The organism is Streptomyces sp. NPDC093546 (genome assembly GCF_044765045.1).
Taxonomy (GTDB): Bacteria; Actinomycetota; Actinomycetes; order Streptomycetales; family Streptomycetaceae; genus Streptomyces.
Genome location: NZ_JBIWJG010000002.1, coordinates 148,019 through 167,052, shown reverse-complemented (window position 1 = coordinate 167,052; position 19,034 = coordinate 148,019). Strand labels below are relative to the sequence as shown.

Sequence of the window (19,034 nt, the reverse complement as noted above, 5' to 3'; positions counted from 1 at the left end):
TCCGCGCGCCTAGCATCGAAGGCGTCAAGGTCCACAGATCCGGCGGCGCAGAGAGACGAGGCAGGGACGATGGCGGTGAAGGAGCTTCTGGCGGGGCTGCCGTGGTGGGTGAAGTGGGTTGCCATACCCCTCATCGCGGTGCTGGTCTTCGGTGGTCTGATCGCGAGCGCGGTCGTCATGCTGGTCGGGTTGCTGTTCAAGGTGCTGGTCTTCGTCGCGCTCGTCGGCGGACTGATCTACGTCGTACGGAAGTTCACGTCGTCGTCATCCTCGTCGTCCCGCAGCGACTGGTGACGGCAGCGGTCTCGCCATTCCCCGTATCCGGCCATCTGCACGGGTGTTAGCCCGGGCGGGGGAACGGCCCCCGCGAAACCCCGCCCCGGCAGGAGGCTGCCCATAGAGTGGCAGCCTTCCTCGGCGACACGGCGCGGCTGTGCAGAATCGTCGCAGCAAGATCGAGTCGCCCGCAGTACCAGAAAACTCACTCCTTGTGATCCTCTAGTCCCTCCAGGACGATGACGATTAAACCAAGAGGGCGTTGTTCACCACTGCTTCATCCACTGCGGGGTACATGATGCGCGAGTCGGTTCAGGCCGAGGTCCTGATGAGTTTCATCGTTTCCGAGGAGCTCTGCTTCAGGATTCCGGTCGAGCTCGGGTACGAGACGAAGGATCCCTTCGCGGTCCGGATGACCTTCCACCTGCCCGGGGACGCCCCGGTGACCTGGGCGTTCGGACGCGAGTTGCTGCTCGACGGGATCAACGCACCGAGCGGCGAGGGAGACGTCCACATCGCGCCGACCGGGCCGGAGGACCTGTCGGACGTCAGCATCCGCTTGCAGGTCGGCGCCGACCGGGCGCTCTTCCGTGCGAGCGCGCCGCCGCTGGTGGCGTTCCTGGACCGCACCGACAAGCTGGTGCCCCTGGGGCAGGAGCTCACGCTCGGTGACTTCGAGCAGGACCTGGAGGATGCGCTCGGCCGGATCCTCGCCGAGGAGAACGCCGGCTGACCCTCCAGGGCCGGTCACCTCTTGCGCCGGCGGCCCCGGCCGCCCCGGCCCGTCGCGGCCGTCGCGGCGGCGGGCCCCGGCGCTCCGGCGTCGCCCGGCCGGTCGGCGGAGACGACGAGCGCGGCCAGTGCGGTGGTGACCGGCACCGAGGCGACCAGCCCGATCGAGCCGACGAGCGTCCGTACGATCTCCTGGGCCACGATCTCGCTGTTGGCGACCGTCCCCACGCTGCTCTGCGCGATGGAGAAGAGCAGCAGCAGCGGGAGCGCCGCGCCCGCGTACGCCAGCACCAGCGTGTTGACCACCGAGGCGATGTGGTCGCGGCCGATGCGGATACCGGCCCGGTACAGCGCCCGCGGGCCCATCGACGGGTCCGCCTGGTGCAGTTCCCACACGGCCGACGTCTGGGTCACCGTCACATCGTCGAGCACGCCCAGAGAACCGATGATCACGCCGGCCAGCAGAAGACCCGACATGTCGATGTTCGGGTAGAGCCCGTGAATCAGGCCGGTGTAGTCGTCGGTGTTGCCGGTGAGCGACGCCCAGCCGATGAAAGCGGAGCCCAGCAGGCCGATCAGAAGCAGCGAGATGAGCGTGCCCAGCACCGCCACCGATGTCCGCGCGGTCAGGCCGTGGCACAGGTAGAGCGCCATCAGCATGATCGCGCTCGACCCCACCACCGCGACGACCAGCGGGTTGGACCCCTGCAGGATCGCCGGGAGGATGAAGAGCGTCAGGACGAGGAAGCTCAAGGCGAGGGCGGTCAGCGCCATCAGGCCGCGCATCCGGCCGACGGCCACCACTGCCAGCGCGAAGACGCCGGCGAGCAGTGCCACCGGGATCCTGCGGTCCACGTCCGTGACGGAGTACTGCAGGTCGCGGGGCGCGTCGGGCGCGTACGCCACCACGACGCCCTGGCCCTCGTCCAGTTGGCGGGGCGAGTCCGGCTGGACCACCTCGACGAACGTGCGGCCCTTGTCCTTGCCCGTGGTGACCTCGACCGTCGCCTTCGCGCACTTGCCCTGCTGGGCGTTGACCGCCTCGCGCCCCTGGGGCGTCGTCGTGTCGCCGGTCGGGGGGACCTGAGCGGCGTTCACGTCCTTGCAGTCCACCCGCTCGACGCGGACGACCGTGCCCTGCTCGGTCTGCCGGTCGAAGCCCACACCGGTGCGTTCGTGGGCCGGGGCGCCGCCCGGCCACAGGATGGCGAGACCGACGACGACCGCCGTGGCGAAGGGGATCAGTACGGCCGCGATGACCTTGCGCAGATGCCGGGATACCGGCGCGGCAGGGCCGTGGCTGTGCGCATGACCGTGCGCATGACCGAGTGCGTGCCGGTCCGGCTCAGGTGTCTCGTGCGAGGAAGTCACGGACCGATCATCGCAAGAACGTGGGGCCCCCTCTGTTCAGCGCGGCCGCAAGGACGCTAGCGTGGTGACACCTTTTGCACACGCGGGAGCTCGGAGCACCGGGCTGAGAGGGCGCTGATCTCCGTACGAGACGTACGGGAAACGCTGCGTCGACCGCCGAACCTGTTACCGGGTAATGCCGGCGTAGGGAGTAGGTCACGATGACCGTTCAGGACGCACGCACGCCTGCCTCGAACCAGAACGACGAGGCCGGGAAGTCCATCGGATGGCACAAGGGATACCTCGAGGGCTCGCGCCCCGACCTCCGCGTGCCGGTCCGCAAGGTGCACCTCACCAACGGCAAGGACGTGACGCTGTACGACACGTCAGGGCCGTACACCGATCCGAATGTCGAGACCGACGTACGCCGCGGCCTGCCGCCGCTGCGGGAGAACTGGATCATCGGGCGCGGCGACACCGAGGAGTACGCCGGCCGCCCGGTCCGCCCCGAGGACGACGGGATCAAGCACACCTCGCCGCGCGGCGGGCTGCGCAACCTCGACGCCGTCTTCCCGGGCCGTCCGCGCCAGCCCCGCCGGGGCCGTGACGGACAGGCGGTGACGCAGCTCGCGTACGCCCGCCGCGGCGAGATCACGCCGGAGATGGAGTACGTCGCGATCCGCGAGAACGTCTCCCCGGAGGTCGTCCGCGAGGAGATCGCGGCGGGCCGCGCGGTGCTGCCGGCGAACGTCAACCACCCGGAGATCGAGCCGATGATCATCGGCAAGCGGTTTCTGGTGAAGGTCAACGCCAACATCGGCAACTCCGCGGTCACCTCGTCCATCGAGGAGGAGGTGGAGAAGATGACCTGGGCCACCCGCTGGGGCGCCGACACGGTCATGGACCTCTCCACCGGCCGCAACATCCACACCACCCGCGAGTGGGTGCTGCGCAACTCGCCCGTCCCCATCGGCACCGTGCCGCTCTACCAGGCGCTGGAGAAGGTCGACGGCAGGGCCGAGGAGCTGACCTGGGACATCTACAAGGACACGGTCATCGAGCAGGCCGAGCAGGGCGTCGACTACATGACCGTCCACGCCGGCGTGCTCCTGCGGTACGTGCCGCTGACGGCGCGCCGCAAGACCGGCATCGTCTCGCGCGGCGGCTCCATCATGGCCGCGTGGTGCCTGGCGCACCACAAGGAGTCGTTCCTGTACGAGAACTTCGAGGAGCTCTGCGAGATCCTCGCCGCGTACGACGTGACGTTCTCGCTCGGTGACGGCCTGCGGCCGGGCTCGATCGCGGACGCCAACGACGAGGCGCAGTTCGCGGAGCTGCGGACGCTCGGCGAGCTGAACCAGATCGCCAAGCGGCACAACGTCCAGACGATGATCGAGGGCCCGGGCCATGTCCCGATGCACAAGATCAAGGAGAACATCGACCTCCAGCAGGAGATCTGCGAGGAGGCGCCGTTCTACACGCTCGGCCCGCTGACCACCGATGTCGCGCCCGCCTACGACCACATCACCTCCGGTATCGGCGCCGCGATGATCGCCTGGTGGGGCACCGCGATGCTCTGCTACGTCACGCCGAAGGAGCACCTCGGCCTGCCGAACCGGGACGACGTGAAGACCGGCGTCATCACGTACAAGATCGCCGCGCACGCGGCGGACCTGGCCAAGGGGCACCCGGGCGCGCAGGAGTGGGACGACGCGCTGTCGGACGCGCGGTTCGAGTTCCGCTGGGAGGACCAGTTCAACCTGGCCCTCGACCCGGACACGGCGCGGGAGTTCCACGACGAGACGCTGCCCGCCGAGCCGGCGAAGACCGCGCACTTCTGCTCGATGTGCGGTCCGAAGTTCTGCTCGATGAAGATCTCGCAGGACATCCGGCGGGAGCACGGCGGGGATCTCAAGCAGGACGAGATCGAGGCCGGTATGGCGGAGAAGTCCGCGGAGTTCGCCGCCGCCGGGAACCGGGTCTACCTGCCGCTGGCGGACTGACCCCGCGGCGACCCGCTCACGCGGGTGCGAACGGATGTTTCACGTGAAACACGCGCCCCGGTGCACCGGTCATTCCGACCGGTGCTCGGGGCCGCCGAAGTCCCGGCCCCCGAACTCCGGACCGGCGAAGTCGGGGCTGGTGAAGTCCGGGCTGGTGAAGGCCGGCCGCGTCGCCGAACCGCCCTCGCTCGGGCTGGAGAAGTCCGGCCCGCTGTAGCCGACCTTCGGGATCCGCCCGAGCGGGCGCGGCGGGACGCCGGAGGTCGGGTCTGCGCTCGGGTCGGCCAGGGCGTCGCGCAGGAACGGCAGGATGCCCCGCTCCAAGAGGGCATGCCGCCATGCCTCTCGCGCCCGGCCGATCTCGTCCGGCAGTTCACCTCCGGGCTCCTGGGCGGGCACCTGCGTCGAGCTGTTGCGCAGGGCCGTGATCAGCAGGCCGATGGCGGCGATCAGGATGCCGAGCGCCGTGACTCCGGCGAAGAACCACCCGGCGGTCAGCAGCGGCTTCGCGAACGACGGCGCCGGGTCGAGGGCCATGAGCAGATAGCCGACGAGCAGGAAGATGAGCGCGGCGGTGCCGGCGAGCACCGGTGCGAGCACGGTGACGACGACACCGAGCCCGGCGCCCGGGCCGTCCGCCGAGTCGTCGCCGGAGCCGGACAGCAGGGAGTCGATGGCGGACAGGCGCGTGGGCGTACGCGACTCCTCGCGCACCTTTACGAAGTGGTCGTACTCGGCGGCGGCGGCCGCGGTGATGAGCGCCGTCGCGTTCAGGGCCATGGTGCGCAGCTGTTCGGCGTTGAGCCGCTGCCCGATCGCGGCGAGTTCCGGACGTTCGTGCGCGTTGCGCAGTGCCTCGTCGAGGAGGCGCTCGTACTCGGAGCGGTCCTCGGTCAGCAGGTGCGGAGCGCTGTTCATGTGCATCCCCCGATGCTCCGTAGGGCCGGTTTGCCCGCGTAGAACGGGCAGTTGGGCGGAAACGGAGGAGAGCCTGCTACGGATGACCCGATGGTAGAGCGGTTATGGCGGGGGGTGACAGAGGAATTCCGGAAATCGCCGGCCCGGCTCGGGACGAGTTATGGCTCAGTTGTACAAGGGGAGCTGCACGACCAGCAGCTTTCCGGCCATGGTCACCCCGCCGTCCATGGCGATCGCGAGCCCGTCCGCGTACACGTGCGGCCCCTCGACGGACGGGCCGCCGCCGTCCTCGCCGTCCTCGGATCCCACTTCCCCGAGCAGGTACGGGATCGGGCTGTGGCCGTGGACGATGCGCTGTCCGCCGTAGGCCGCCAGCAGCTCGCGTACGGCCATGGGGCCGCCCTCGTCCCGGAAGGCGAAGCGCTTGGTGAGCTTGCGGAACAGGTCCCAGCACTCGTCGGCGTCGTTGCGGGTGAGGATCTCGTGAACGGTGTCGTTGACGTCCTCGATGGTGGAGCCGTACTCCAGGTAGGCGGTGGTGTCGGAGTGGAGCAGCAGGTGGCCGTCCTCCTCGACGATCGCGTCCAGCCGGGACATCCACTGGAGGTGGACGTCCTGGAGCCGGTCCATGTCGCTCTTCTGGCCGCCGTTGAGGAGCCAGGCGGCCTGGAAGGTGGCGGTGCCCGCGCCGGAGTTGACCGGGGTGTCGCCGAACCGCTTGGCGCCGATCAGCAGCAGCTCGTGGTTGCCCATCAGGGCCTTGCAGTAGCCGCCGGCCGCCGCGGCCTCGGCGGACAGCCGCATGACGAGGTCGATGACGCCGATGCCGTCGGGGCCCCGGTCGGTGAAGTCGCCGAGGAACCAGAGGCGGGCGTTGCCCGCGGCCCAGTGCCCGTCGGCGTCGATGAGCCCCTGCTCGCGCAGCGCGGCGATCAGCTCGTCGAGGTACCCGTGGACGTCTCCGACCACGTACAGCGGGCCGGGGCCCGGGACGGGGGCCGGGGCCTGCTCGGGGAGGGCGGCCGGGGCCGGCGGCGGGGCGGTGGCGACCTGCACGGTGTCGCCTCGGTTGATCACCGGGAGGTCGCGCTCGGTGGGCGTGTACCCCTCCGGGAACTCCCCCTCCGGGAAGGCGTTGCCGGGGTGCCCGGCGTGACCCTGCACCGGCACCTGCGCATACGGCGGCACGCGGAAGTCACGCAACGTCGCCGTCCGCACCACGGGTCCTTGACCGGCCCCCTGAGTCATCGACCCCTCCACCACCGTCGCGACGCCCTACACCTGGCAGACCGGCCTGGTCGGGGCGGCCCGCGGTGTCGTCCGCCCATCATAGGAATGAGGCCCCAGCTGTGTGACGCACCAGGGGTGGTGAATCCGGGTCCACCCCTGAGCTACTGGCTGTTTCGCCCCAATTGGGAAGATCTGCCCCTGGTCTTGGCGCGGGGCAGGTCCGCGTTCACTCCTGGGAGGGCGATCGGGGAGGGCTGACGGTCGTACGGGTGGAGCGCCGCTGGGACGACGTCCGCACGATCAGCTCGGTCGGTATGACCTGCTCGAGCGGGCGGTCGGAGTCGATGCCCTCGATGGCGTCGATGAGGAGCTGCACGACCGCGGTGCCGATCCGGCGCGGCTTGAGGGAGAGCGTGGTGACGGGCGGCTCGGTGGCGGCGTACACGGTGGACTCGCTGCAGCACACCAGGAGCAGGTCGTCGGGGACGCGCAGCCCGTAGCGCCGCGCCGCCGCGAGCAGGTCGGTGCCGTTGGGGTCGAAGAGGCCGTAGACGGCGTCGGGGCGGTCCGGGCGGGCGAGCAGCCGGTCGGCCGCGACGGCGCCGGCGCACGGGTCGTGGGCCGGGTACGCCTCGTAGACGGGGTCCTGTCCGACCCGCTCGCACCAGTTGAGGTACGCGGTGGTGGAGAGCCGGGTGTAGGTGTCGGTGCTGGTGCCGGTGAGCAGGCCGATCCGGCGGGCGCCGGCGGCGGCGAGGTGGTCGAGCAGGTCGAGGACGGCGGCTTCGTGGTCGTTGTCGACCCAGGCGGTCACCGGGAGGGTGCCCGCGGGGCGGCCGTCGGAGACGACCGGCAGGCCCTGGCGGACGAGCTCGGTGACGACCGGGTCGTGGTCGGAGGGGTCGATGACGACGGTGCCGTCGAGGGCGACGTTCGACCAGACGTCATGGCGGGAGGTGGCGGGCAGGATGACCAGGGCGTAGCCGCGGGCGAGCGCGGCGGAGGTGGCGGCCCTGGCCATCTCGGCGAAGTACGCGAATTCGGTGAAGGTGAAAGGTTCATCCCCGTAGGTGGTCACGGTCAGGCCGATGAGGCCGGACTTGCCGGTACGGAGCGTGCGGGCCGCGGCGGACGGGCGGTAACCCAGTCGCTCGGCGACCTCGCGGACATGGCGGCGGGTGGCGTCCGGGAGCCGGCCCTTGCCGTTGAGCGCGTCGGAGACAGTCGTAATGGAGACCCCGGCTGCGGCGGCCACGTCCCGGATGCCCGCTCGCCCCTGCCGGCTTCCCCGGGTCTGTGCCCGGCTCACCTGGTGCTTCCCTGCTGCTGTCATGGCGAGCCGATAGTAGGGCGAGGGCGGCCGGTCGAGCCGGTCGCATATTCACCCGTTGACAGGGACGTTTCTGCATGGTCTGGACCCCCAACACCCTTGAAAACCAAGGCTGTTCGGCCGGTAGGCATGGCTCCGCAACTTTCCGGTGCGTATGAGCCTGCCACATGCCCGAGGTCCGGGAGCGGGCTCAACTCACCACTACGGGGGATGCGCGCCACGGCGTGAGCCACCGGCGCGCGCCACCCTGCCGTGCGCCCCTCCCGGCTTCCCTCGCGTCTCCCTCCCCCTCTCCGCCCGTGTGTCACGACGGTTGCCCACAGGGCATTCGCAGGGCGGCGGAATCCTCATAAGGTGAGCAGTATTGGTGGTACGGACGGTCGAGGAGGATCACGGTGAGCGAGACGAGCGGGACGAGCGGCGCGAGCGGTACGGGCCCGATGCTGCGGGCCGCGCTGGACGACATCCCCACCTACAAGCCGGGCAAGCCCGCCGCGGCGCCCGTCCCTGGTGGCCCGGTCGCGTACAAGCTGTCCTCGAACGAGAACCCGTACCCCCCGCTGCCGGGCGTGATGGAGGCCGCGGTCGCCGCCGCGTCCGGTTTCAACCGCTACCCGGACGCGACGTGCGCCGGCCTGATGGCCGAGATCTCCGAGCGGTTCGGGGTGCCCGTGTCCCACCTGGCGACGGGCACCGGCTCGGTGGGCGTGGCCCAGCAGCTGGTGCAGGCGACGGCCGGCCCCGGCGACGAGGTGCTGTACGCGTGGCGCTCCTTCGAGGCGTACCCGATCATCACCCGGATCAGCGGTGCCACGCCGGTGCAGGTCCCGCTCACCGACGGCGATGTGCACGACCTGGACGCGATGGCGGAAGCGATCACCGACCGGACGCGGCTGATCTTCGTCTGCAACCCCAACAACCCCACCGGCACGGTGGTGCGGCGGGCGGAGCTGGAGCGGTTCCTGGACCGGGTGCCGGCCGGTGTGCTGGTGGTACTGGACGAGGCGTACCGCGAGTTCATCCGCGACAGCGACGTGCCCGACGGGATCGAGCTCTACCGTGACCGGCCGAACGTCTGCGTGCTGCGGACGTTCTCGAAGGCGTACGGCCTGGCCGGGCTGCGGGTGGGCTTCGCCATCGCCCACGAGCCGGTCGCCGCGGCCCTGCGCAAGACGGCGCTCCCCTTCTGCGTCAGCCAGCTGGCGCAGGACGCGGCGGTGGCCTCGCTGCGCGCCGAGGATGAGCTGCTGGGGCGGGTGGGCTCGCTGGTGTGCGAGCGCACGCGGGTGTACGAGGGGCTCGTGGCCCAGGGGTGGACGGTGCCCGAGACGCAGGCGAACTTCGTCTGGCTGCGCCTGGGTGAGGCGACCGTGGCCTTCGCGGAGGCCTGCGACGAGGCGGGCGTGGTCGTGCGGCCGTTCCCCGGCGAGGGTGTGCGGGTGACGATCGGCGAGAGCGAGGGGAACGACATCTTCCTGCGGGTGGCGGAGTCGTTCCGCAAAGAGCGGTTCTGACGGAACCGGAGACGGAGGCCGCGGGCTAGTCGCCGGCGAGCTCGACGCGGATCGGGTCGCCGTCACGGACGGTGGCGAGGACGCGCGGGTCGCCGTCGAGGCTGCCGAGCAGGTTGCACGGGCTCGCGAGGCGGCATTCGTCGCCGCGCGAGATCGGTGTGGGCCCGTACGGGAGGGCCAGCGCGTCGCCGTCGGTCCAGAAGGCGACGGTGCCCGGCTCCACGACCTGGCGGGCGTCGGGCTCCCGGGGCGCGGAGACGGGAGTGTCGAAGTAGACCTCCTCGCCCCAGGTACGGGCGGTGGAAGTGATCGGGAGAACCCCTGCGAGCGCCTTGCTCGTGGGGGTTTCTTCGATGGTCGCGGTGGTGTGGCCGGCGGGCCAGGAGATGCGGATCTTCATACGGAAATTCAACAATATGTTGAAGTTCTAGGGAAGAGGCACCCCCGGGTGTGGCTACGGATTCCGTGTGAGTCATAATTGCTTGTGATTGTGAACGCATTCACAAGCTCGCCTGGCTCCTCCCAAGATCGACCGGAATCAGAGGGCGGGTGAGGGCGCAAAGACCGTAGATGCAAGGCCGTAAGGAGAAGATGTCGTGGACCTGGCTCTGGCGCCAGAGACCCTGGCGCGGTGGCAGTTCGGTATCACTACCGTCTACCACTTTCTCTTCGTTCCGCTGACGATCTCCCTCGCCGCCCTCACCGCCGGTCTTCAGACCGCCTGGGTGCGGACCGAGAAGGAGAAGTACCTCAGGGCGACGAAGTTCTGGGGGAAGCTCTTCCTGATCAATATCGCGATGGGTGTCGTCACCGGCATCGTGCAGGAGTTCCAGTTCGGCATGAACTGGTCCGACTACTCGCGGTTCGTCGGTGACGTCTTCGGCGCGCCGCTCGCCTTCGAGGCGCTGATCGCGTTCTTCTTCGAGTCGACCTTCATCGGCCTGTGGATCTTCGGCTGGGACAAGCTGCCCAAGCGGATCCACCTGGCCTGCATATGGATGGTCTCGATCGGCACGATCCTGTCCGCGTACTTCATCCTGGCGGCCAACTCCTGGATGCAGCACCCCGTCGGGTACAAGATCAACGAGACCACCGGGCGGGCCGAGCTCACCGACTTCTGGCTGGTGCTCACCCAGAACACCACCCTCACCCAGGTCTTCCACACCATGTCCGCGGCCTTCCTCACCGGCGGCGCGTTCATGGTCGGCATCGCCGCCTTCCACCTGGCCCGCAAGAAGCACGTGCCGGTGATGCGCACCTCGCTGCGCCTGGGCCTGGTCACCGTCGTCCTCGGCGGCATGCTCACCGCGATCAGCGGTGACTTCCTCGGCAAGGTCATGTACGAGCAGCAGCCGATGAAGATGGCCGCGGCCGAGGCCCTGTGGGACGGCGAGAGCCCGGCCCCCTTCTCGGTCTTCGCGTACGGAGACGTCGACAAGGGCCACAACAAGGTCGCCATCGAGGTCCCGGGCCTGCTGTCCTTCCTCGCGCACAGCGACTTCGAGTCGTACGTCCCCGGGATCAACGACACCCAGGAGGCGCTCCAGGAGAAGTACGGGCCCGGCGACTACCGGCCCAACATCCCCGTCGCCTACTGGGGCTTCCGCTGGATGATCGGCTTCGGCATGGCGTCCTTCTCGCTCGGCCTCCTCGGGCTGTGGCTGACCCGGAAGCGGTTCCTGCTGCCCGAGCGGCTGCGGACCGGTGACGACGAGGTGCCGAACCTGGTGCTCTTCCGCAAGCCGCTGAGCGCCAAGTTCGCCAAGCTGTACTGGCTCGTCGCCCTGTGGACGCTGGCCTTCCCGCTGATCGCCAACTCCTGGGGCTGGATCTTCACCGAGATGGGCCGCCAGCCCTGGGCGGTGTACGGCGTGCTGCGCACCCGTGACGCCGTCTCCCCCGGTGTCTCCCAGGCCGAGATCCTCATTTCGATGATCGTCTTCACCGCGCTGTACGCGGTGCTCGCCGTGGTCGAGGTGAAGCTGCTGGTCAAGTACGTCAAGGCCGGGCCGCCGGAGCTCACCGAGTCCGATCTGAACCCGCCCACGAAGATCGGCGGCCACGACCGGGGCGCCGGTCAGGACGCCGACCGGCCGATGGCCTTCTCGTACTGATGGCCCTTCACTCAAGGACTGGGAGCTGAGGCATGGAACTCCACGACGTCTGGTTCGTTGTCATCGCCGTCCTGTGGACGGGCTACTTCTTCCTGGAGGGATTCGACTTCGGAGTCGGTGTCCTGACCAAGCTGCTCGCCCGCAACCGGGTCGAGAAGCGGGTGCTCATCAACACCATCGGGCCCGTCTGGGACGGCAACGAGGTGTGGCTGCTCACCGCCGCCGGCGCGACCTTCGCCGCCTTCCCGGACTGGTACGCCACGCTCTTCTCCGGTTTCTACCTGCCGCTGCTGCTCATCCTGGTGTGCCTGATCGTGCGCGGCGTCGCCTTCGAGTACCGCGCCAAGCGGCCCGAGGAGCGGTGGCAGCACAACTGGGAGCAGGCGATCTTCTGGACCTCGCTGATCCCCGCGTTCCTGTGGGGCGTGGCCTTCGGGAACATCGTGCGCGGCGTGAAGATCGACGCCACCAAGGAGTACGTGGGCACGCTCGCGGACCTGTTCAACCCGTACGCTCTTCTGGGCGGGCTCGTCACCCTGACCCTGTTCACCTTCCACGGCACGGTATTCACCGCGCTGAAGACGGTGGGGGACATCCGGGTGCGGGCGCGCAAGCTGGCACTGACCCTCGGCCTGATCACCGCAGCCCTCGTCCTCGCCTTCCTGAGCTGGACGCAGGTCGCGCGGGGCGACGGGGCGAGCCTGGTGGTGATGGTCGTCGCTGTGGTGTCGCTCATGGGTGCGGTCGTGGCCATCAAGGCGGGGCGCGAGGGCTGGTCGTTCGCGCTGTCCGGCGTCACGATCGCGGCCGCGGTCGCGATGCTCTTCCTGACCCTCTTCCCGAACGTCATGCCGTCCTCGCTGGACCCCCGGTGGAGCCTCACGGTCACCAACGCGGCGTCCAGCCCGTACACGCTCAAGATCATGAGCTGGTGTGCGGCGATCGCCACGCCGCTGGTGCTGCTGTACCAGGGCTGGACGTACTGGGTGTTCCGCAAGCGCATCGGTACGCAGCACATCGCCGACGCCGCTCACTAGTGATGCCGCTCATCAGTAGGGGATGTTTCACGTGAAACCGATCGACCCGCGCCTGCTCCGGTACGCCCGCGCCACCCGCCTCTTCCTGGCGGCGGTGGTGGTGCTCGGTCTCCTCGGCGCGGGTCTGGTCGTCGCCCAGGCGATGCTCATCGCCGAGGTGGTGGTGGGCGCCTTCCAGCAGGAGCTGGGGGCGCCCGACCTGGCGACGCCGATGCTGCTGCTGGCGGCGGTCGCCGTGGGGCGGGGGCTCGTGTCGTGGCTGACCGAGCTCGCCGCCCACCGGGCCGGCGCGGCGGTCAAGTCCGAGCTGCGGGGGCGGCTGCTGGAGCGTGCGGCCGAGCTGGGGCCGGGGTGGCTGAGCGGGCAGCGGGTCGGGTCGCTGGTGGCCCTGGCCACCCGGGGCGTGGACGCCCTCGACGACTACTTCGCCCGGTACCTGCCGCAGCTGGGGCTGGCCGTGGTGGTGCCGGTGGCCGTCCTCGCGCGGATCGTCACCGAGGACTGGGTGTCGGCGGCGATCATCGTGGGGACGCTGCCGCTGATCCCCGTCTTCATGGTGCTCATCGGCTGGGCCACCCAGGCTCGGATGGACCGGCAGTGGAAGCTCCTGTCGCGGCTGTCCGGGCACTTCCTGGACGTGGTCGCGGGGCTGCCGACCCTGAAGGTCTTCGGGCGCGCGAAGGCGCAGGCCGAGTCGATCCGGGCGATCACCTCGGAGTACCGGCAGGCGACCGTGCGGACGCTGCGGATCGCCTTCCTGTCGTCGTTCGCCCTGGAGCTGCTGTCGACGCTGTCGGTGGCGCTGGTGGCCGTCGGCGTCGGCATGCGGCTCGTCCACGGGGACCTGGATCTGTACACCGGCCTCGTGATCCTGGTGCTCGCGCCCGAGGCGTACCTGCCGCTGCGTCAGGTCGGGGCGCAGTACCACGCGGCGGCGGAGGGGCTCGCGGCCGCGGAGGAGATCTTCGACGTCCTGGAGACCCCGGTGCGGGCGGGCGGCACCGGTGCCGTGCCCGCCGGGCCGGTGCGCCTCGAGCTGGACGCCGTGACCGTACGCCACGCCGGGCGCGCCGAGCCCTCGCTCGACGCGGCCTCCCTGGTCGTGGAGGAGGGCGAGACCGTGGCCCTCGTCGGACCGAGCGGAGTCGGGAAGTCGACGCTGCTGGATGTGGTGCTGGGCTTCGCGGAGCCGGCGGCCGACGGCGGCCGCGTGCTGGTCGGGGGCGTCGAGCTCGGGTCGCTGGACCTGGAGCGGTGGCGGGAGCAGGTGGCGTGGGTGCCGCAGCGGCCGTACCTGTTCGCCGGGACCATCGCGGAGAACGTGCGCCTGGCCCGGCCGGACGCGGACGACGCGGCGGTCGCGCGGGCGCTGCGGGACGCGGGGGCGGCGGAGTTCGTCGACGCGTTGCCGGCGGGGGCCGGGACCGTGCTGGGCGAGGACGGCGCCGGGCTGTCGGCGGGGCAGCGGCAGCGGCTGGCGCTGGCGCGGGCGTTCCTGGCGGACCGGCCCGTGCTGTTGCTCGACGAGCCGACGGCGGCGCTGGACGGGGAGACCGAGGCGGGGGTGGTGGCCGCGGTGAGGCGGCTGGCGGCGGGGCGGACGGTGCTGTTGGTGGTGCATCGGCCGGCGCTGCTGGAGGTGGCGGATCGGGTGGTGGCGCTGCGCGGCTCTTCCCCCACCCCTCCCCTTCCCGAAACCGGGGCTCCGCCCCGGACCCCGGGGGAGGAGTCGTTCGTGGGGGCTGACGCCCCCACGGGCCCGGGCGCGGGCCCTTCGGGCCGCGTGGCGGCGGAGGCTGTGGGCGCGGATCTCGCCGCGGGCGCTGCGCGCCGCGCCGATGCGAGGCCTGCGGGTGCGGGTGCCGGGGCCACCGCCCGCGTGGGTGCGAAGCCTGCGGGTGCGCCGGCTTCAGGCGCAGGATCGGCCGCCGGTCCGGGTGCCGCCGCGTTGCGGTGGGTGCGGGAGTTGGCGGGGGAGTGGCGGGCGCGGTTGTGGGTGGCGTTGGGGTTGGGGAGTCTGGCCCTGGGGTCGGCCGTCGGGCTCATGGGGGTGTCCGGGTGGCTCATCTCGCGCGCCTCGGAGCAGCCGCCCGTGCTGTACCTGATGGTCGCCGTGACGGCGACGCGGGCGTTCGGGATCGGCCGGGCCGTGTTCCGGTATGCCGAGCGGCTCGTGGCGCATGACACCGTGCTGCGGGTGCTCGCCGAGGTCAGGGTCGCCGTGTACCGCAGGCTGGAGCGGATCGCGCCCGCCGGGCTGCGGACGGCCCGCCGGGGTGACCTGCTGTCGCGGCTCGTCTCCGACGTGGACTCCCTCCAGGACTACTGGCTCCGGTGGCTGCTGCCCGCCGGGACCGCCGTGGTCGTCGGCGCCGGGGCCGTCGGGTTCACTGCGTGGCTGCTGCCCGAGGCGGGAGCCGTCCTGGCGGCCGGGCTCCTCCTCGCGGGGGTGGGCGTGCCGCTGGTCAGCGGGGCGACCGCCCGGCGGGCCGAGGGACGGCTCGCGCCCGCGCGTGGTGCCCTGGCCGTGGCCGCCGTCGACCTGCTGCGCGGCTGCGCCGAGCTCACGGTGGCCGGAGCCCTCAAGGGGCGTGCGGACCGGGTGCGTGAGGTCGATGCCGCGCTGACGCGCATCGCGTCGCGGCAGGCGTCCGCCACGGCGCTGGGCGGCGGGCTTTCCGCGCTGCTCACCGGGGTGACGGTGGCGGCGGCGGCGCTCGTGGGCGTGCAGGCGGTACGGGACGGCCGGCTCGACGGCGTGTCGCTCGCCGTCGTCGTCCTCGTCCCGCTCGCCGCGTTCGAGGCCGTCATCGGGCTTCCGCTCGCCGTCCAGTACCGCCAGCGCGTCCGGCGCAGCGCCGAGCGGGTGTACGAGGTGCTCGACGCCCCCGTCCCCGTACAGGAGCCGGAACGGCCGGCGGCGGCGCCCGAGGGGCCCTTCCCGGTGGAGGTGCGCGGGCTTTCCGCACGGTACGCCGGGCAGCAGCGGGACGCCCTCGCCGGCTTCGACCTGCGGCTGGAGGCCGGCCGGCGGGTCGCCGTCGTCGGCGCGTCCGGGGCGGGCAAGACCACCGTCGCGCAGGTGCTGCTGCGGTTCCTGGACGCCCGCTCGGGGACGTACCGGATCGGTGGCGTGGACGCGAGCGCGCTCGACGGCGACGACGTGCGCCGCATGGTCGGGCTGTGCGCCCAGGACGCCCACATCTTCGACAGCACGATCCGGGAGAACCTGCGCCTGGCCCGGCCGGGTGCGAGCGACGACGCGTTGCGCCGCGCGCTGGACCGGGCCCGGCTGCTGGAGTGGGCCGACGCGCTGCCGGACGGCCTGGACACGCTCGTCGGCGAGCACGGCGCCCGGCTCTCGGGCGGTCAGCGCCAGCGGCTCGCGCTCGCCCGCGCGCTGCTGGCCGACTTCCCCGTGCTCGTGCTGGACGAGCCCGCCGAGCACCTCGACCTGGCCACCGCCGACGCGCTCACCGACGATCTGCTGCGGGCCACCGAGGGCCGCACGACCGTGCTGATCACGCACCGGCTGCACGGCCTGGAGGCGGTCGACGAGGTCGTCGTCCTGGAGGGCGGCCGGATCGTGCAGCGGGGCCCGTACGCCGAACTGGCCGCCACCGAGGGGCCGCTGCGGCGCATGCGGGAGCGGGAGCAGGCCGCCGATGTGCTGCACGCGGCGGCACGCGCCTGACTTTCGCCCCTAAAAGGGACTTATTACGCTCAGGTCCATGACGGATCCTCGCGTGCCGCGGCTGCTGGAGGCGATGCGGTCCGTCGGCACCGGGCTGGAGCTGGACGCCACCCTGGAGCGGATCTGCCGGACCGCCGCCGAGCTCGCCGGCGCGCGTTACGCCGCGCTCCGGGTGCTCGACGAGGAAGGCGGGGGCGGGGTGTCCGCCTCCGTCACGTACAGCGCCCCGGATGGTCCCCCGCCGGCGCATGCGCCCACGCGGAGCTTCGTCCGGGTTCCGGTCCGCGTCCAGGGCGAGGCCTTCGGCACCCTGTACCTGGCGGGAAAGCACGGCGGCGGCGAGTTCAGCGCATCCGATCTGCGCATGGTGCGGGTCCTGGCCGCGGAGGCGGGGATCGCGATCGGCAACGCCCGGCTCTACGAGGCCGCCCGCCGGCGCGAGCGGTGGATCGACGGATCGGTCGCCGTCACCACGGCGCTGCTGTCGGGCGGGGACACCGACGACGCGCTCACGGTCGTCGCCGAGCAGGCCCGGCGGCTCGCCGACGCGGCCGCCGGAGTCGTGCTGCTGCCGGCGGACGAGGGCCTGGAGATCGTCGCCGTCGACTCCGACGATCCCGAGGCGGGCAAGGCGCTGGGGGTGGTCGTCCCGCGCGCGAGCCCGGTCGTGGAGCGGCTCCTGGCCGGGGAGGCCGTCCACGTCGGGGACGCGGCCGGCGACCCGCGCATGCGGGAGGTGAACGCCGCGCTGGCGCGGCCGTACGGGCCCGGCATGCTGCTGCCGCTGTGGAGCGGCGGCCGGGTTCTCGGCGCGCTCGCCACCCCGCGCGCGCCGGGCGCCCGCCCGTTCACGGGGGCGGAGCGCGCGCTGGCGGCGCGGTTCGCCTCCCAGGCCGCGCTGGCGCTGATGGTGGCGGAGGCGCAGCGCGACCGGGAGCGGCTCGCGGTGTACGAGGACCGGGACAGGATCGCCCGTGACTTGCACGACCTGGTCATCCAGCGGCTCTTCGCGACGGGAATGACGCTGGAGAGCGTCCAGCGCGGTTCGGCGGTGCCCGCCGTCCGGGACGGTGTGGCGAAGGCCGTGGAGGAGCTGGACACGACCATCCAGGAGGTGCGTACCGCCGTCTTCGCGCTCCAGGAGGGGCCGGGTGAGGCGCCGGCCGGGCTGTGCACGCGCGTGCTGCGGGAGATCAACATGGCGGCCGTACCGCTCGGCTTCAAGCCCTCGTACCGCTTCGTCGGTCCGGTGGACTCGGCGGTCGGCGAGCTGACCGGCAAGAACCTCATCGCCGCGCTGCGCGAGGCGCTGTCCAACGCCTTCCGGCACGCGCGGGCGCGGCGGATCGAGGTGGTCGTGGACGCGACCGCGCGGCTGGCGGACGGCACCGAGGGCGTACGGCTGACCGTCGCCGACGACGGGGTGGGCGTCCCGGAGGGCGGGCGGCGCAGCGGCCTGCGGAACCTGGCCCGGCGAGCGGAGTCGCTGGGCGGGTCCAGCCGCCTCGAACCGGGCCTGGGGGCGGGTGGCGGCGGCACCGCGGTGGTGTGGGAAGCCCCGCTGTAGGCACGCCGTAGGGCACTGCTGCAGCGCCCACTGTGGTGCGCTGCCTCAGCGCACCGCTGTACGTCGGTGAGGGGGGCGGAGTAGGCCGGCCGGGCGTACGGGCGTAGGCCGGTCGGCGGTACGGGGCCCTTCGGGTCCACGAGAACCGGCGGGCACGGCGTCACCATCCCTGCATGGTTCTCCGTCCCCGCGCGTCCGCCGGCCGGCCGTTGCTCGTGCTGGTGGTGGCCGTGCTGGTCCTGCTGCCGTCGCCCCCGCAGGCCGCCGGGCACGAGCGGCACGACGGCCCCGTCGCCGTGGGGGCCGAGGTGGCGCGGCTGTACGACGAGGCGGCGCGGGCCACCGACGCGTACGAGCAGGGCAGGCGCGCGGCCGCATCGCAGCGGGCGACGGCCGCCCGGCTCCAGGAGGAGCTCGGCGAGAAGCGGCGCGAGGTGGCGCTCCTGTACGACCGGGTGGGCGAGGTCGCCCGGGTGCAGTACCGCACGGGCGGCTCCCTCGCGATGACCGCGCGGCTGCTGCTGGCCGACGACCCGAACGAGGTGATGAGGGCGCAGCGGCTCGCCGGACAGGCGGCCCGGTCCGTCAACCGGCTCATGGAGCAGGCCCGCACGGCGGAACGGCGCCTGACGGTCGCCGAGCAGAACGCGCGGGCGGCGTGGCACGCGCTGGACCTGCGCACCTCCCGGCTCGCGGCGATCAAGCGGGGCATCGAGGCCCGGCTGGTGAGCGCCCAGCAGCGGCTGCACGCCGAGGCGCAGCGCAGCGTGGCGGCAGGGCGGTGCCGGGGCGTGGTACGGATCGGCCGGCGCGACGGAAAGACCGCCGAAGGTCGCGGAGCGGGCGGCAGGGGCCCCGCCTGGGTGGCGCCGGTGACGGACTACCGGCTGTCGGCCCGGTTCGACAGCGCGGGCGGGCGCTGGTCCCACCGGCACACGGGCCAGGACTTCGCGGTGGACCTCGGCGCACCGGTGCGGTCGATCGGCGCGGGGCGGGTGCAGTCGGTGTCGTGTGGGGGCGCCTTCGGGATCGAGGTGGTCGTACGGCACGAGAACGGCTGGTACTCGCAGTACGCGCACCTGTCCGCGCCCGGCGTGGGCAAGGGCGAGCGGGTGCGGGCGGGCCAGTGGATCGGGCAGGCCGGCACCACGGGCAACTCGACGGGGCCGCACCTGCACTTCGAGGTGCGGCTCACTCCGCAGTACGGCTCCGCCGTCGACCCGGTGCGCTGGCTGCGCGAGCACGGGGTGCGGCTGCGCGAGTGAGCCC

14 protein-coding genes and 1 riboswitch are annotated in these 19,034 nt (G+C 71.8%); of the genes, 9 read left to right on the top strand and 5 right to left on the bottom strand.

Features of this window, described 5'->3' with window-relative positions:
- Nucleotides 1–75 precede the first annotated feature (75 nt).
- Together ACIRNI_RS03860 and ACIRNI_RS03855 are read left to right on the top strand one after the other, a co-directional pair.
- Nucleotides 76–294 carry a DUF5326 family protein gene (locus tag ACIRNI_RS03860; protein ID WP_403548042.1) on the top strand — a complete coding sequence of 73 codons (219 nt, stop codon included), beginning with the start codon at nt 76–78 and terminating at the stop codon, nt 292–294.
- Nucleotides 295–574: 280 nt separating this feature from the next.
- The gene (locus tag ACIRNI_RS03855) at nt 575–1,009 is read left to right on the top strand and encodes an SsgA family sporulation/cell division regulator (RefSeq protein WP_356646343.1); all 435 of its coding nucleotides are present in this window, start codon (nt 575–577) and stop codon (nt 1,007–1,009) included.
- Between the two features lie 14 nt (nt 1,010–1,023).
- Here ACIRNI_RS03855 and ACIRNI_RS03850 read toward each other — a convergent pair whose 3' ends face one another.
- Nucleotides 1,024–2,379, bottom strand: a complete 1,356-nt coding sequence (locus ACIRNI_RS03850; protein ID WP_403548040.1) for a YibE/F family protein — start codon at nt 2,377–2,379, stop codon at nt 1,024–1,026.
- A gap of 72 nt (nt 2,380–2,451) precedes the next feature.
- Nucleotides 2,452–2,586: riboswitch (TPP riboswitch) on the top strand.
- On the opposite strand from ACIRNI_RS03850, the gene thiC reads away from it, so the two are divergent.
- Nucleotides 2,580–4,361: a phosphomethylpyrimidine synthase ThiC gene (thiC, locus tag ACIRNI_RS03845; RefSeq protein ID WP_355352302.1), complete on the top strand. Its 1,782-nt coding sequence runs from the start codon at nt 2,580–2,582 to the stop codon at nt 4,359–4,361. (Overlaps the previous riboswitch by 7 nt.)
- 69 nt (nt 4,362–4,430) lie before the next feature.
- Here the strand turns inward: thiC and ACIRNI_RS03840 are convergent, their stop codons facing one another.
- From ACIRNI_RS03840 to ACIRNI_RS03830, 3 genes are all read right to left on the bottom strand, one after another.
- Complete coding sequence (locus tag ACIRNI_RS03840) at nt 4,431–5,285, bottom strand: hypothetical protein (protein ID WP_403548038.1); 855 nt, start codon at nt 5,283–5,285, stop codon at nt 4,431–4,433.
- A 159-nt stretch (nt 5,286–5,444) separates the two neighbouring features.
- Entirely contained in the window at nt 5,445–6,542 is a 1,098-nt protein-coding gene (locus ACIRNI_RS03835; protein WP_403548036.1) for a metallophosphoesterase, read from the bottom strand.
- 193 nt (nt 6,543–6,735) lie between these two features.
- Entirely contained in the window at nt 6,736–7,842 is a 1,107-nt protein-coding gene (locus tag ACIRNI_RS03830; protein WP_403548034.1) for a LacI family DNA-binding transcriptional regulator, read from the bottom strand.
- Nucleotides 7,843–8,279: 437 nt separating this feature from the next.
- Here ACIRNI_RS03830 and hisC point away from each other — a divergent pair, with 437 nt between their 5' ends.
- Complete coding sequence (gene hisC, locus ACIRNI_RS03825) at nt 8,280–9,353, top strand: histidinol-phosphate transaminase (RefSeq protein WP_403548802.1); 1,074 nt, start codon at nt 8,280–8,282, stop codon at nt 9,351–9,353.
- 25 nt (nt 9,354–9,378) lie between these two features.
- Here hisC and ACIRNI_RS03820 read toward each other — a convergent pair whose 3' ends face one another.
- Nucleotides 9,379–9,753: a cyclophilin-like fold protein gene (locus ACIRNI_RS03820; RefSeq protein WP_403548032.1), complete on the bottom strand. Its 375-nt coding sequence runs from the start codon at nt 9,751–9,753 to the stop codon at nt 9,379–9,381.
- A gap of 196 nt (nt 9,754–9,949) precedes the next feature.
- Here ACIRNI_RS03820 and ACIRNI_RS03815 point away from each other — a divergent pair, with 196 nt between their 5' ends.
- The 5 genes from ACIRNI_RS03815 to ACIRNI_RS03795 all read left to right on the top strand — a co-directional run bounded on the left by ACIRNI_RS03815 (nt 9,950) and on the right by ACIRNI_RS03795 (nt 19,030).
- The gene (locus ACIRNI_RS03815; protein WP_403548030.1) at nt 9,950–11,467 is read left to right on the top strand and encodes a cytochrome ubiquinol oxidase subunit I; all 1,518 of its coding nucleotides are present in this window, start codon (nt 9,950–9,952) and stop codon (nt 11,465–11,467) included.
- A 32-nt stretch (nt 11,468–11,499) separates the two neighbouring features.
- A complete protein-coding gene (cydB, locus tag ACIRNI_RS03810) occupies nt 11,500–12,504 on the top strand; it encodes a cytochrome d ubiquinol oxidase subunit II (protein WP_403548028.1) in 1,005 nt (334 codons plus the stop codon).
- A 31-nt stretch (nt 12,505–12,535) separates the two neighbouring features.
- Nucleotides 12,536–16,198 (top strand): thiol reductant ABC exporter subunit CydD, encoded by a 3,663-nt coding sequence (gene cydD / locus ACIRNI_RS03805; protein ID WP_403548026.1) that lies wholly within the window; start codon nt 12,536–12,538, stop codon nt 16,196–16,198.
- A 37-nt stretch (nt 16,199–16,235) separates the two neighbouring features.
- Complete coding sequence (locus ACIRNI_RS03800) at nt 16,236–17,765, top strand: GAF domain-containing sensor histidine kinase (protein WP_403548024.1); 1,530 nt, start codon at nt 16,236–16,238, stop codon at nt 17,763–17,765.
- Between the two features lie 173 nt (nt 17,766–17,938).
- Nucleotides 17,939–19,030 (top strand): M23 family metallopeptidase, encoded by a 1,092-nt coding sequence (locus ACIRNI_RS03795; RefSeq protein WP_403548023.1) that lies wholly within the window; start codon nt 17,939–17,941, stop codon nt 19,028–19,030.
- Nucleotides 19,031–19,034 lie beyond the last annotated feature (4 nt).

What these genes read in the sequence shown, in the direction of transcription:
- ACIRNI_RS03855 (WP_356646343.1), top strand. Translation starts at nt 575, where the DNA reads ATGCGCGAGTCGGTTCAGGCCGAGGTCCTGATGAGTTTCATCGTTTCC.
- ACIRNI_RS03820 (WP_403548032.1), bottom strand. Translation starts at nt 9,753, where the DNA reads ATGAAGATCCGCATCTCCTGGCCCGCCGGCCACACCACCGCGACCATC.
- ACIRNI_RS03795 (WP_403548023.1), top strand. Translation starts at nt 17,939, where the DNA reads ATGGTTCTCCGTCCCCGCGCGTCCGCCGGCCGGCCGTTGCTCGTGCTG.
- ACIRNI_RS03800 (WP_403548024.1), top strand. Translation starts at nt 16,236, where the DNA reads ATGACGGATCCTCGCGTGCCGCGGCTGCTGGAGGCGATGCGGTCCGTC.
- thiC (WP_355352302.1), top strand. Translation starts at nt 2,580, where the DNA reads ATGACCGTTCAGGACGCACGCACGCCTGCCTCGAACCAGAACGACGAG.
- ACIRNI_RS03840 (WP_403548038.1), bottom strand. Translation starts at nt 5,285, where the DNA reads ATGCACATGAACAGCGCTCCGCACCTGCTGACCGAGGACCGCTCCGAG.
- hisC (WP_403548802.1), top strand. Translation starts at nt 8,280, where the DNA reads ATGCTGCGGGCCGCGCTGGACGACATCCCCACCTACAAGCCGGGCAAG.
- ACIRNI_RS03830 (WP_403548034.1), bottom strand. Translation starts at nt 7,842, where the DNA reads ATGACAGCAGCAGGGAAGCACCAGGTGAGCCGGGCACAGACCCGGGGA.
- cydB (WP_403548028.1), top strand. Translation starts at nt 11,500, where the DNA reads ATGGAACTCCACGACGTCTGGTTCGTTGTCATCGCCGTCCTGTGGACG.